Annotated in this window: 9 protein-coding genes; 3 read left to right on the top strand and 6 right to left on the bottom strand. The window is 74.4% G+C overall.

Features of this window, described 5'->3' with window-relative positions; all coding sequences use genetic code 11:
• Positions 1–18: 18 nt before the first annotated feature.
• From asnB to ACIQUQ_RS34475, 6 genes are all read right to left on the bottom strand, one after another.
• Positions 19–1,953, bottom strand: coding sequence for an asparagine synthase (glutamine-hydrolyzing) (gene asnB / locus ACIQUQ_RS34500; RefSeq protein ID WP_403984014.1), 1,935 nt, complete (start codon positions 1,951–1,953; stop codon positions 19–21).
• A 3-nt stretch (positions 1,954–1,956) separates the two neighbouring features.
• Positions 1,957–3,477, bottom strand: coding sequence for a Wzz/FepE/Etk N-terminal domain-containing protein (locus ACIQUQ_RS34495; RefSeq protein ID WP_403984012.1), 1,521 nt, complete (start codon positions 3,475–3,477; stop codon positions 1,957–1,959).
• On the bottom strand, positions 3,474–4,871 hold the full coding sequence (locus ACIQUQ_RS34490) for a Wzz/FepE/Etk N-terminal domain-containing protein (RefSeq protein WP_403984010.1): 1,398 nt from the start codon (positions 4,869–4,871) through the stop codon (positions 3,474–3,476). The genes ACIQUQ_RS34495 and ACIQUQ_RS34490 overlap by 4 nt, the downstream gene beginning before the upstream one ends.
• Positions 4,868–6,133 carry a glycosyltransferase family 4 protein gene (locus ACIQUQ_RS34485; protein WP_403984008.1) on the bottom strand — a complete coding sequence of 422 codons (1,266 nt, stop codon included), beginning with the start codon at positions 6,131–6,133 and terminating at the stop codon, positions 4,868–4,870. The genes ACIQUQ_RS34490 and ACIQUQ_RS34485 overlap by 4 nt, the downstream gene beginning before the upstream one ends.
• A complete protein-coding gene (locus ACIQUQ_RS34480; protein ID WP_403984006.1) occupies positions 6,123–7,448 on the bottom strand; it encodes a nucleotide sugar dehydrogenase in 1,326 nt (441 codons plus the stop codon). The genes ACIQUQ_RS34485 and ACIQUQ_RS34480 overlap by 11 nt, the downstream gene beginning before the upstream one ends.
• A 73-nt stretch (positions 7,449–7,521) precedes the next feature.
• Positions 7,522–9,000 (bottom strand): sugar transferase, encoded by a 1,479-nt coding sequence (locus ACIQUQ_RS34475; protein ID WP_403984004.1) that lies wholly within the window; start codon positions 8,998–9,000, stop codon positions 7,522–7,524.
• Between the two features lie 1,071 nt (positions 9,001–10,071).
• Here ACIQUQ_RS34475 and ACIQUQ_RS34470 point away from each other — a divergent pair.
• The 3 genes from ACIQUQ_RS34470 to ACIQUQ_RS34460 form a co-directional block, all read left to right on the top strand.
• Positions 10,072–11,349 carry an ATP-grasp domain-containing protein gene (locus tag ACIQUQ_RS34470; RefSeq protein WP_403984002.1) on the top strand — a complete coding sequence of 426 codons (1,278 nt, stop codon included), beginning with the start codon at positions 10,072–10,074 and terminating at the stop codon, positions 11,347–11,349.
• On the top strand, positions 11,346–12,209 hold the full coding sequence (locus ACIQUQ_RS34465; RefSeq protein ID WP_403984000.1) for a Rossmann-like domain-containing protein: 864 nt from the start codon (positions 11,346–11,348) through the stop codon (positions 12,207–12,209). The genes ACIQUQ_RS34470 and ACIQUQ_RS34465 overlap by 4 nt, the downstream gene beginning before the upstream one ends.
• The coding region (locus tag ACIQUQ_RS34460) for a PLP-dependent cysteine synthase family protein (RefSeq protein WP_403983998.1) at positions 12,206–13,412 on the top strand (1,207 nt) is incomplete at its 3' end. The genes ACIQUQ_RS34465 and ACIQUQ_RS34460, both read left to right, overlap by 4 nt.

Genomic DNA, 13,412 nt, shown 5'->3' with positions numbered 1-13,412 from the left:
CGAACTCCTTGAAGATTCCTAAGCCGTCAACCGAGTGCTCTGCCCGGAACCGGAGGTCGCGTCGCGGTACCAGTACTCGAGGGTCAGCACGTGCCACAGATGCTTGGAGAAGTCCCGCTGCCCGGCGGCGTCCTCGGCGGCCATGCGCTCCAGGGCGTCGCGGCGCAGCAGCCCCGACCCGACGAGCGCCCCGTCGTGGATCACCTCGCGCACCAGCGGTGCCAGGTCCCGGCTCATCCAGGCCCGCAGCGGGGCGCTGAACAGGCCCTTGGGCCGGTAGACGATCTCCCGGGGGAGGACCGAGGTGGCCGCCTCCTTCAGGACCGCCTTGCCCTGCCTGCCGACGATCTTGCGGTCGCCCGGCACGGCGAACGCCGCCCTGACCACCTCCACGTCCACGTACGGCACCCGCACCTCGGTCGAGGCGGCCATGCTGGAGCGGTCCGTGTACGCGAGGTTCAGCCCCGGCAGGAACATCCGGGCGTCCGCCAGGCACATGCGGTTCACGAAGTCGTCCAGGTCGTTGTCCCGGTAGACGTCCGCGTGCTCGGTCAGCACGTCCCCGACCGTCCCCGCCAGGTCCGGATCGACCAGGCCGAGCAGCTCCTCCCGGTCGTACATGGTGTAGCTGCGCCGGAACGCCGTCTCCTCCGGCAGACCGGCGAAGGAGAGGAACCGCTTCGCGAACCGCACCGACCGGTACCCCCGGCGGGCCGTGGCCACCGGCAGCCGGTCCACGGCACCGGACACACCGCGCCGCAGCGGCCCCGGGATCCGCTGGTAGCGCAGCGCCACCAGGTTGGCCAGGTGCTTGCGGTAGCCGGCGAACAGCTCGTCGGCGCCCATCCCGGAGAGCATCACCTTCACCCCGGCCTCCCGGGCCGCCGAGCAGATCAGGAAGGTGTTGATCGCGGCGGGGTCGCCGATCGGCTCGTCCAGGTGGTACGTCATCCGCGGCAGCAGGTCGAGCACGTCCGGGGCGATCTCGATCTCGTGCAGGTCCACGCCGAACCGCTCGGCCACCCGCCGGGCATAGCGGAGGTCGTCCGGCATCGCCTCGAACTTCGCGTCCTCGGCGCGGAACCCGATCGTGTAGGCCGAGATCCCCGGCTGCTCGCGGGCCGCCAGCGCCGTCAGGTAGCTGGAGTCGAGACCGCCGGAGAGGAAGGTCGCCACCGGCACGTCGGAGAGCAGGTGGCGCCGGGTCGACTCCTCGACGACGGCCGCGATGTCCGGCAGTTCACCGGCCCGGGCCCGCTCCCGGCCCTCGGCCGCGACGTCCTTCAGGTTCCAGAACCGGCCGCGCTCCGTCCGGCCGTCCGGCCGGCAGCGCAGCCAGCTGCCCGGCGGCAGCTTCTCCGCCTCGCGGAACGCGCACCGCGAGTCCGGCACCCAGTAGTACAGCAGCGAGGCCACCAGCGCCCCGTGGTCCACCTCAAGCGACCCGCCCGTGGCGGCGGCGAGCGCCTTCAGCTCGGAGGCGAACACCAGCCCCTCGCCCCGCCGGAGCAGGAACAGCGGCTTGATGCCGAGCTGGTCGCGGACGAGCACCAGCTCACCGGTCCGCTCGTCGAAGACCCCGAAAGCGAACATGCCGCGCAGCCGGGGCAGGCAGTCCGTGCCCCAGCGCCGCCAGGCCTCCAGCAGCACCTCGGTGTCGGACGTGCCCCGGAACCGCACCCCGGCGGCCGCCAGTTCGGCCCGCAGCTCGGGCGCGTTGTACAGCTCCCCGTTGTACGTCAGGACCAGTCCGTCCTTCGCCATCGGCTGGGCGCCGGTGTCGGACAGGTCGATGATGGACAGCCGCCGGTGCCCGAGGTGCACCTCGCCGTCCCCGGCGGCGTGGCTGTACCTGCCCGCCCCGTCCGGCCCGCGGTGGGCGAGGGTGTCGGTCAGCCGGTCGGTCACGGCCTTCCCGTCCGGCCACCGGTACGTGCCTGCGATGCCACACATGTCCTACCTCGCCTCCTGGTCGGTGTCCGGGACCCGGGCGGCCCACTTCGGCAGCCGGTCCGCCGGCCGGGCGGTCCCGTTGGGCCGGGCCGGCCGGTCGTTCCGGGCGCGCGGCGGGGCGTACTGCCCGTCCCACAGCGTCCCGTCGGTGCGGTCGAGCGGATCGGCGTCGACCAGTACGACACCGATCACCGGGACGCGCTGCTCGGCGAGCTGCCGCGCCACGGTGTGCAGCCAGGCCGCGCTGCCGTGCCCGGCCCGTACCACGAGCACCGCGCGGGCACCGAGGTGCCGCAGGTCGGTCCACGCGGTGCCGGGTGCCACCGAGCCGACACCGACCCGGTTCCCCTCGTACGGTCCCTCCGCGGCCGGCCCGGCGACGGCCACGGCGGGGTCGCCCGCCTTCGCGCGGCGCCCGGCGCGCCGCGGGCCCGGCAGGCCGTCGACGACGGCCGCCGGCCGCCCCTCGGAGCCCAGGGCCCGGGCGAGGTCCAGGGCGATCTCGCCCGCCTTGCGCGCACAGCCCAGTTCGAGCACCGACACCGGTTCTTCGGAGTCCCGCACGGTGCGGGCCAGCGTGGTCGTGAGCCGTTCGCGGGCCGTCCGGGTGCCGCGGCGCCGCCACGGCTTCCCCGAACGGCGGGGCAGCTCCGCGATCACCGAGGCACCGAGGTGCGCCGCGATGTCCCGGCGCAGCACCGGGCGGTCCGCCACCACCGTGCCGACCGCGGACACCGAGAGGCCGAGGACCAGGCCGAGGACCAGCCCGATCGCGGCGTGCGTGGCCGTGTCCTTGGCGGGGGAGCGCCGCACCGCACGCGGGGCGTCGACGATCTGGGTGCCGGCGACGAGCCGGGGCGTGCCGAGCCGCGCCTCCGCGGCACGCCGGTCGAACTCGGCAGCCCGCGAGGTGAGTTCGGCCCGGCGGGAGAAGAGCGACTCCATGGTCGCCGACGCCTTCGCCCCGCTGTCCGGCGACCCTTCGCCGATCTCCTTGTTGACCTGGGCGAGTTCGGCCCGCAGCCGGTCGCGCTGCGCGAGCAGGGTCTTGGCCTCGGCGGCCGAGGACTCCTGGATCCGCCGTACGTGGTCGGCGACGAACGCGTCGGCCAGGGCGCGGGCGCGGGCCACCGCGTCCGCGTCGCTCCCGCCCGTCACGTCGATCTGCAGCAGGTTGTTGGTCAGGCCGGTGCCGGTGTAGTCCTCCATGAAGTCCGCCGGCTTCTCCGTGGACTTGAGGGTCTCCAGGGCCTTGCCGGCGATCCGGGTGGTGTGGAGCAGCGCGGCGTCGGTGCGGATCAGCGTGCCGGGGTCGTTCGGCTGGTCCTCCTGGTGCGCGACCAGCACCTTGGTCACGGCGCTGGGCGGCGTGGGCATCAGCACCGCCAGCGCCGTGCCGATGACCAGCCCCAGCAGCGCCGCGGAGCACCACAGGCGCCGTCGCCGCCACACGGCCACCACCAGGGAATGCAGGTCAAGCAGCGGAGCGGCGGCCGGCGACTCCGTGGTCGTACTCGTCGTCACCCTGAACTTCCCGTCGCGTCGTGGCCGGCGGCGAGCACCGGCTTGGCTCCATGCCGAGAGCGGCCCCCGGCGCGGGCCGGACGGGCCCGTACCGGATCGGCGAGGACGGTGCCGACGAGCTCGTGCCCGGCGTCCGCGCAGGCCTCGGCGATGCCGGAGAGCTCCTCCGCCGTCCAGTTGCCCGAGCTGAGCACGACCAGGGCACCGGCCTCGTCCTCGCGGTCGGGCACCGTCGGCCGGAGCACCGCCACCCGGACCACCCGCAGCGCGGGGTCCTCGCCCGGAGCGCCGGCGCCGGCGTCCTCCCCGGCCCCGGTGAGGACGAGCTGCCCGGCGGCCCGGCGCGCCAGCTCGTCGCCGTCCGGGACGACGACCAGCAGCCGCCGCCGGCCGGGTGCCCGGTCCCGGAGCCGGGCGTGCACCCGCCGGTAGCGGAGCTCCTGGCCGGTCTCGTCACCGGAGGCCCGCGGGGCGGGCGCGTTCCACCGGCCCTCCGTGCCCAGCAGCCGGCGGATCCGGGCCCGCGGGCCCGGGGTCTCCGGCCGGTACGCGGCCCCCTCGACCGGCACGTCGACCGTGCCCAGCAGAACCGAGCGCAGCGCGGCGGCCATTTCCGGCCCGGTGCGCAGCCGCCGGCTGGTCCGGGCGGCGGTCAGGTGGCAGATGACCGCCACCAGGACGAACAGCACGGCCCCGCCGGCGACGAGGTGGACGGTCGTCGGGGGCGCCTCGGCGGTCGGCCGCGGCGCCGGTCCCATCACGACCATGCCGGCCTTGTCCGTCGCCGGGTCGGCCTGCTCCAGCTTGTCGGCGGCCTCCTGCAGCGCGGTGCGCAGCTTGGTGAGCTCGGTCCGGGCCTGCACGCTCTCGACGGTCCGCCCCGGGTCGGTGGCGTTGGACAGCTCGGTGATGCGCCGGGCGGCCTGGGCCACCATCTCCCGGAGTTCCTCGGGCCGGCCCGCCGCGTCGGGGCCGGCGTTGTCGCCCATGACCCGCGCGGCGAACGTGACGAACTGCCGGGCCACCTGGTCGGCGAGCCGCTGGGCCCGCTCCGGCGTCTCGGCCGTACCCGAGATCTTGATGATGTTCCCTTCCGAGGCCTGCGCGGCGACCTGCTCCCGCAGTTCGTCGCCGTCGACCCCCTTCCAGCCGAGCGCGGCCGCCGCGCGGTCGACCACGACCGAACTGGTCGCGATCTGCGCCTGGGTCAGCAGCTCGCGCTCCTGCCACGCCCCCGGCAGGAGGATCGACGCCGAGGTCGTGTAGCGCGGCGGGAAGAGCAGGGAGGTGCCGTAGCCGACGAGCGCACCCACCAGGGCGAGGAGGGTGAGCAGCCGCCGGCGCCGGCGGAAGATCCGGCCGATCGTGACCAGCCGTATGGTGTCGTCGCTCAACGGCCCGGACTCCTCCTTGCCCGGTCCGGGTCGCCCGCCCGCAGCGGGGCGTGGTCACGGCAGGCCGCGGCGTACGCGGCGAGCAGGGACGCCTGGGAGTTCGGCCAGGAGAGCGGTCCGCCGATCCGCTCCTGACCGATCTTGCCCATCCGGGCACGCCCGTCCGGATCGTCCAGCAGCCGTGCGACGAGCCGGGCGAACTCGGCCTCGTCGTTGGCGGGGGCGTAGACGGCGGCCTCGCCGGCCGAGACCCGCGCCTCCTTGAGGTCGAACGAGACGATGGGCCGGCCCATCACCATGTACTCCAGCACCTTGTTCATGGTCGACACGTCGTTCAGCGGATTGTGCGGGTCGGGCGAGAGGCACACGTCCGCGGTGGACAGGTACCGGGCGAGGTCGGCGTCCGGGATGCGGCCGGTGAACTGCACCTGCTCCGAGAGCCCGAGCTCCCGGGACAGCTCCACCATCGCGTCGAAGGTGTCGCCGCCGCCCACGAACACCGCGTGCCAGTCGGTCCGCCCCTGCTCGTCGCGGAGTTTCGCGAGGGCCCGCAGCGCGTAGTCGACCCCGTCCTGGGGGCCCATCACACCGAGGTAGCACAGCAGATGGGGCTTGCCGCGCTTCAGCTCCGGCTCGGGCGGCACCGGCTGGAACCGCCCGGTGTCGGGCGCGCTGCGCACCACGAACACGTCCTCCGGCCGCTGCCGGCCACGGCTCAGCGCCACGTCCCGGTAGCTCTCGTTCGTGGCCAGCACGACGTCCGCCGTCCGGTAGGTGAGCCGCTCCAGCGCGCAGACGGCGCGGTACAGGAAGTCCTTGCCGCGGTTGAACCGGGAGAGGTACAGCTCGGGTACGAGGTCGTGCTGGTCGAAGACGAACCGCGCCCCGCGCCGCTTGAGCCAGAGGGCCGGCAGGAACAGCAGGTCCGGCGGGTTGCAGGCGTGGACCACGTGGACCGGCCCGACCTTGCGGGCCAGCCGGAACGTGTGCCACAGCGCCGTGCCGTACTCCTGCGCGAAGCCGGCCGGACCGCCGGTGGCGGCACGCAGCGGGTAGCGGTGGATCCGCACCCCGTCGATCTCCGCCTCCGGTTCCGTGTCCCGCTTCTCGCCCTGGGGGCAGATGACGTGCACCTCCCAGCCCGCGTCGCGCAGCGTGGTGCACTCCTGCCACACCCGCCGGTCGAACGGCACCGACAGGTTCTCCACCAGGATCAGCGCGCGCCGGGCGGGGCGGGCGCCGCCGGTCGGGTCACCAGGCAAGGCCCACGTACCCCCGCTCGGCCCGGCGCGCCTCGGCGTCGGGGACACGGATGAGGTCGACGATCACCGGGCCCTCGCCGTGCGGCAGCGCCGACAGGACGGCGGGGTCGCCGGTGCCGACGAGGCAGACCTCGGCGTGCTCCAGGATCTCGTCGACGGAGTCGGAGAGCAGCCTGGCGAGGTGCGGGAGGCGCGTCTCGACGTATTCGCGGTTCGCGCCGAGCAGCCGGGAGAGGTTCACGTTCGGGTCGTAGATGCGCAGGTCGTAGCCCTTGCCGAAGAGTCTCTCGGCGAGCTCGACGAGCGGGCTCTCGCGGAGGTCGTCGGTGCCCGGCTTGAAGGACAGCCCGAACAGGCCGATCCGGCGCTTGCCGGTGCGCTCGACCAGCTCGACGGCGCGCTGCAGGTGGTCGGAGTTGGACGGCAGCACGTGGGAGAGGATCGGCACCGACACGTCGGCCTGCCGCGCGGCGTGGACCAGGCTGCGCAGGTCCTTGGGGAGGCAGGAGCCGCCGAAGGCGAAGCCGGGCCGCAGGTAGGCGGAGCTGATGTTCAGCTTGCGGTCGGCCAGGAACACGTCCATGACCTGGTGCGAGTCCACGCCGAGCGCCTGGCACACGGCGCCCAGCTCGTTCGCGAAGCCGATCTTGAGGCCGTGGAAGGCGTTGTCCGCGTACTTGATGGCCTCGGCGGTGGGGACGGGCACCCGGAACACCTCGCCGGGGAGTCCCTCGTACAGCGCGGCCACGACGTCGCCGCTGGCCGGGTCGAGCTCCCCGATGACGGTCTTGGGCGGGTCGAAGAAGTCCCGCACGCTGGAGCCCTCCCGCAGGAACTCCGGGTTGACCGCGACGCCGACGTCCACGCCGGCCGTGCCGCCGATGTACTTTTCCAGGATCGGCACCAGCAGGTTCAGGCAGGTGCCGGGGAGCATGGTGCTGCGGAACACGACCGTGTGGCGGTCGCCCCGCCCGCCGCGCTCGGCCAGCGCGGCGCCGATCTGCTCGGTGACCCGCTCCAGGTAGGTGGTGCACAGGCTGCCGTTGGGCTCCGACGGCGTGCCCACGCAGACCAGCGACACGTCGCTGCCCATGACCGCTTCGCGGACGTCGCCGGTGGCCCGTAACGCCCCGGTCCGCACCACTTCGGCGATGAGGTCGCCGATCCGTTCCTCGACCACCGGGGCCCGGCCGGAGTTGACCAGGTCGACCTTCACCTGGCTGACGTCCACTCCGATGACCTCGTGTCCGAGGCTGGCCAGGCACGCGGCCGACACGCAGCCCACGTAGCCGAGCCCCAAGACGCTTATCCGCATGTCCCGTTCCTCCCCCCGGCCAGGCCCCAGTGGCCTGCCGTCCGCCAGCTGACCGGACTGCACGCTCCGTGCATCAGTAGGCCCCCTGCCCCTGAAGCACCGCACGCAAGGTCTTCCACAAGATCACCGTGTCGAGGGCGAGCGACCAGTCCTCGACGTACCTGAGGTCCAGCCGCACCGCCTCCTCCCACGGCAGGTCACTGCGGCCGCTGACCTGCCACAGGCCGGTGAGGCCGGGCTTGACCAGCAGCCGGCGCCGGATGTCCGGGCCGTAGGCGGCGGACTCCTCCGGCAGCGGGGGCCGCGGACCGACGAGCGACATCGATCCGGTGAGTACGTTGAACAGCTGCGGGAGCTCGTCCAGCGAGTACCGGCGCAGCCGCGCTCCCACCCGGGTCACCCGCGGGTCCCGGCGGAGTTTGAACAGCAGGCCCGCGCCCTCGTTGAGGCCTTCCAGTTCGGCACGGGCCCGGTCGGCGCCGGCGACCATGGTGCGGAACTTGACCATCATGAAGGGGCGGCCGTCCTTGCCGATCCTGCGCTGGCGGTAGAACACGCCGCCCCGGCTGTCCAGCGCCACGAGCAGTCCCACGAAGGCCATGACCGGTGCGAACAGCAGCAGCAGGAAGGCCGCGCCGAGCCGGTCGACGACCTCCTTGACCGCCCGGGGCCCTCCGGTGAACGTCGGCATGCTGACCCGCAGCAGCGGGATCCCGAGCACCGCGTCGACGTGCAGCCGGGGGCCGGCCACCTCCATCAGCACGGGCGCCACGACCATTTCGGCGTCGCTGCCCTCGAGGTTCCAGGCGAGCCGTTGCAGGTGTTCGGGCGACCAGTGGGGGTCCGGGGTGACGGCGACGACCCGGTAGCCGTCGCGCCGCACGTGGCCGGCGACGTCCGTCAGCCGGCCGACGACCGGCACGCCGTCGAGGCGGTCACCGTCGGTTCCGAGGCCGTCCGGGGTGCAGACGGCGTCGACCCGCCAGCCGAGGTGCGGGTACTTGCGCACCCTGGTGATCAGGTCGTGCACGGTGGCCGGGCTGCCGGCGGCGAGCACGGGTCTCAGGCACCTGCCTTCCTGACGCTGCCTGTGCAGCCGGAGGCGCAGTACGTACCGCGTGGTCATGGTGACGAGTGCGATCGCCGGGATCGCGACGAACACCCAGAGCTTGATGTGGCGTGAGGTGAGGGCGATCCCGCCGAGTGCCAGCACCACGGCCGTCGTGAACAGTGAGCGGCCCAGCCGGCGGAACTCCTCGGCGCCCTGGCCGAGTACGGCCGGCGCCCACGAGCGGCCCACCGCCAGCGCTCCCAGCAGCAGGAGCTCGGTCGCGACCGCGAGGGTGCCCCACTGTTCGTGCCAGTGGGTGGCCTCCCGGTCCCCCAGGGAGGCGCCGATGACGGCCACCACGAGGGCGGTGGCCAGGGTGTCGCCGAGCACGACGGTCCGGCGGTACTGCTGTTCCCAGTCGCTCGCGGGCCGGTGGTAGGTCCCGTTCCCCAGCCGCCCGCGTGCAGCCGGAAACGGGCTGGTTAATTCCCTCTGCTGCACAGGACCCCCCCAGGTCGCCAGTGCTCCGGCGAGTTCGCCTCACACTGTTTCTCGCACGGGAGGTCCCCACCTCCCGCGAATGGCATACCGGCTATTGCAGCTATTGCGGCACTACGTGAAACCCATCCGAGCGGCAGCGGACCCGCATGTTCTACCAGAGTCCCGTCCTGCCAGGGAACCCGGTGAATTCCGGATGCTCCCGTGCGCCCCCCTCGGGCCCCGGGATGATCGTCCAGAGATGGTTCGGCTCGTGTCCAGGCGTCTGAAGCAGTGGTCAATCTAGACCATCGCGGCCCGTCTGGAGAGTGAATGTGTGCAACTTGCGGTCAAGTTGCGAAGAGTGATCCACAAGTCGGTGCCTGGTGCGGGTGCCGTGACGGGGGTGACAGGCCATGTGGCCTGTGACAACGGGGAGTTGGGAAGCCCGTCGGACCGGTCCGCGGAGGCGGCCGGAAGGGGCCGGAGGCGGTGCCGCCGGGGGCTCCTGGAGCCCCGTCGGCCCCCGTTGAGCGGTGGCCACCGGCGGTTGCTCCGGCTCGCGCGCCCCCCGTGCGCCCTCCGGGTCGCCGGGCGCCCCGCAGGCGCCGGGACGCCCGGCCGGAGGGTGCTCCCCGGCCGGGCCGTGGGTCGTCATTCGACTTTCCGTGGCCGTCTATTTCCCCCGGCCGGAATTCATTGCAGGAGAATGAGCCGGGTCCCTTTTTTGCCCGCACTCGGCGGCTCCGGGCATCCGGGGCGCGAGGGGTCCCCGCCTGTACGCCGAGTAAAGCCGCGGTAATTCACCCTGCGGGAAATGCGCACCGTTTACCGGGTGTTCACCGGCCCGGCCCCGCACGAAGCGCCGCCGACCGAATTCCACGGCGGGCGGCCGAATGGTCGCCCGGACGCCCGCGCGGCACCGCCCCCGCTCCCCGCCGTCCTCGCCCCGGACCGGCCGCACCCTGGAGGCGCTCATTGGAAATGAAAACGGTTTCCGATAACGTCTCCCGCGTCGGTCCGGACGGCCGCCCCCGGGCGGTCCGTGCCGGCCGCACGCCCGTGTGCCGTGATGGCGGTCTGAAAGGAACTCCGTTGGGACATCTGCTGGTTGTGGAGAGCTGGGTGGGGTCGATGAGCGGGCTGCTGCCCCGCGCGGTGCGGGCGGGCGGGCACGAGTTCACCTTCGTCACCCGGGACCTGCACCACTACCTGCGCGCCGCCCCCGAGGAGGGCGCACACCCCCTGCTCGCGGCACGCAACGTGCTCACCGCGGACACCAACGACGCCGACGCGCTGCTGCCGCGCCTGGAGCGCCTGCACGCGGTGCTCGCCTTCGACGGGGTGGTCTCCTCCTGCGACTACTACCTGCCGGCCGTGGCGCGCGCCGCCGTACGGCTGGGCCTGCCCGGTCCCGCGCCCCGGGCCGTCGAGGCGGCCTGCCGCAAGGACCTGACCCGCCGCGTGCTGGCGGACGCCGGGGTGCCGGGACCGCGCTTCGCCGTCTGCACGGACACCGCGGACCCGGCCCGGGCGGGCGAGGCGGAGGCGGCGGCGCGGGAGATCGGCTACCCGCTGGTCGTCAAGCCCGTCGACCTGTGCGCCGGGATGCTGGTCCGGAAGGTCCGCGACGCGGGGGAGCTGGCGGCGGCCCGCCGGGCGGCGGCCGCGTTCCCCGTCAACGCCCGCGGCATGCGGCGCAGCCCCGCCCTGCTCCTCGAAGAGCTGCTCACCGGACCCGAAGTCAGCGTCGAGACCGTCTCGTCCGACGGGTCGACCCGGGTCGTGGGCGTCACGGACAAGAGCATCGGAGGGGCGCCCGGCTTCATCGAGACCGGCCACATGTTCCCCGCCGCCCTCGACCTGCCGCAGGCGGCGGAGGCGGCCGCGACCGCCGTCCGCGCCGTCGAGGCCCTCGGCCTGGACCGGGTGGTCTGCCACACCGAGCTCAAACTGACCCCCGACGGGCCCAGGGTGGTCGAGGTCAACCCCCGGCCGGCGGGCAACCGGATCACCGAACTGGTCCGCCACGTCACGGGCGTCGACCTCACGGCCGCCTGCGTGGACCTCGCCCTCGGCCGCACCCCCGACCTGGCCCCGCGGCCGACCGGGGTGCGCAGCGCCGCCATCGCCTTCCTGCTCCCCGCGGCCTCCGGCGTCCTCGCCGGCATCGAGGGCGCCGACGGCGTCCGCGACCGGCCCGAGGTGCTGGAACTCGCCCTCGCCGGACCGGGGCGCACCGTAGGCCCCGCCACCAGCAACAACGACTACCTCGGACACGTCATGACCGCCGACACCGGGGGCGACGGCGCGCGGCGCAGCGCCGAGCGCCTGCTCGCCCGCCTGCGTCCCACGCTCGTGGGTGCCGCGTGAGTGCGCCGGCCTCTCGCGCCCGGGCCCGGCACGCGCCGGCCCCGGCCGCGCCGCCCGTCCGTACGCTCGGCCGGCTCGTCGACCGCGTCCGCGCCGGCGCCTACGGCCCCGACCCGGCCCGGGAGCGCATCGCGCTCGCCTTCACCACCTCGCAGGCGGTACGCCACCCCGGCCGCACCCGGGGCTACCGCAACGAAGTGCTCAGCCTGCGGCTGGCCGCGGCCACCGGCTCCTGTGCCGTGGAGCCCGGCACACTGCCGCCGGGGGCGGTCGACGACTGCGTCGGCGCCACCGTGGCCGAGCTCCTGGGCCATCCCCTGCAGCCGGTGCGGGTCGCCGCGCTCGACGCCTACCTGATGCACGTACGGCCGCACACCCCCGAGCACGGGGCGCGGCCCTGCCCGGTGCCCGGCGGCAGCCCGCTCCGGCGCTCCCGCGCCCGCGCGCGGGCGGTGGCCGGCCTGCTGCCCGCCGGCGGGCTCCGGTCGGTGCTGGTCGTGGGCGTCGTCAACTCCCTCCTGGAGGAGCTGCGTTCGCGCGGCACCGGTTACGTGCCCTGCGACCTCAAGGGCGGGGTCACCGAGTGGGGCGAGCGGGTACGCACGGACGCCCTCGCGGAGCTGGAGCGCTGCGACGCGGTCCTCGCCTCCGGCATGACCCTGGGCAACGGCACCTTCCAGCCGCTGCTCGACCACGCCGCCGCCACCGGCAAGCCCCTCGTCATGTTCGCGCAGACCGGCAGCGCCGTCCTGCCGCGCTTCCTCGAGGCCGGCGTGAGCGCCGTGTCCGCCGAGCCGTACCCCTTCTTCTGGCTCGACGGCGGCTCCGGAGTCGTCCACCACTACGGAGGCGCCCGGTGACCGCCACCGCACCGCCGCGGCACCGGACGCCGCCCCGCGCCGCCGGCCCGGACCTGCTGTCCCTGGTCGGCGGCACCCCGCTGGCCCGGATCCGCACCGGACTGCCCCACCCCCACCCGGGCTTCTGGGCGAAGCTCGAAGGACTCGGCGCCGGCGGCATGAAGGCCAGGTCCGCCGTGTCCATGCTGCTCGGCGCACGGCGCCGCGGCGAACTGCGTCCCGGAGCCCCCGTGGTCGAGTCGACCTCCGGCACCATGGGCATCGGGCTCGCCTTCGCGGGCCAGGCCCTCGGCCACCCGGTCGTGCTGGTCGGCGACGCCGAACTCGAGCCGTCCATGCGCCGGTTGCTGCGTACGTACGGTGCACGGCTGGAGCTCGTCGACCGGCCCGCCCCCGAGGGCGGCTGGCAGGCCGCCCGGATCGCCCGGCTGCGCGAGGTCCTGCGCCGGATGCCGGACGCCTACTGGCCCGACCAGTACAACAACCCCGACAACGCGGCCGGCTACCGCTCGATGGCCGCCGAACTGTGCGGTCAGCTGGAGCACCTGGACGTGCTGGTGTGCAGCGTCGGCACCGGCGGCCACAGCGCCGGTCTGGCCGGGCCCCTCGGACGCCGCTGGCCGCGCCTGAAGGTGATCGGCGTCGACGCGGTCGGCTCGGCCGTCTTCGGCCGGCCCGACCGGCCCCGCCTGATGCGGGGGCTGGGCAGCAGCATCCACCCGCGCAACGTGCCGTACGGCGCCTTCGACGAGGTGCACTGGGTGGGCCCGGCGGAGGCCGTCGACGCCTGCCGCAGGCTCGCCCGGAGCGCCTTCGTCAGCGGCGGCTGGAGCACCGGAGCGGTCGCCCTGGTCGCCGCCTGGGCGGCGCGCGCCGAGCCCGGGGCGGTCGTGGCGACCGTCTTCCCGGACGGTCCGGACCGCTACCTGGGCACGGTCTACGACGACGACTTCTGCCGCGCCCACGGCCTGGACCGGGCCGGACCCGCCGACCGCCCGACGGAGATCCCGCACCCCGGGGCGGCCGGGGCGAGCGGCTGGCTCCGCTGCCGCACCGTCGTCGACCCGGCCCGGTCCGCCCGGGCCCGCGTACCGGCCCCGGCCGGTCCACCGGCCCCGGCCGGTCCACCGGCCCCGGCCGGTCCACCGGCCCCGGCCGGTCCACCGGCCCCGGCCGGTCCACCGGCCCCGGCCGGTCCACCGG

This window comes from Streptomyces sp. NPDC101118 (assembly GCF_044759445.1).
Lineage (GTDB): Bacteria > Actinomycetota > Actinomycetes > Streptomycetales > Streptomycetaceae > Streptomyces.
The sequence above is the reverse complement of the archived record's forward strand: the minus strand, read 5'-3'. Positions and strand labels throughout refer to the sequence as shown.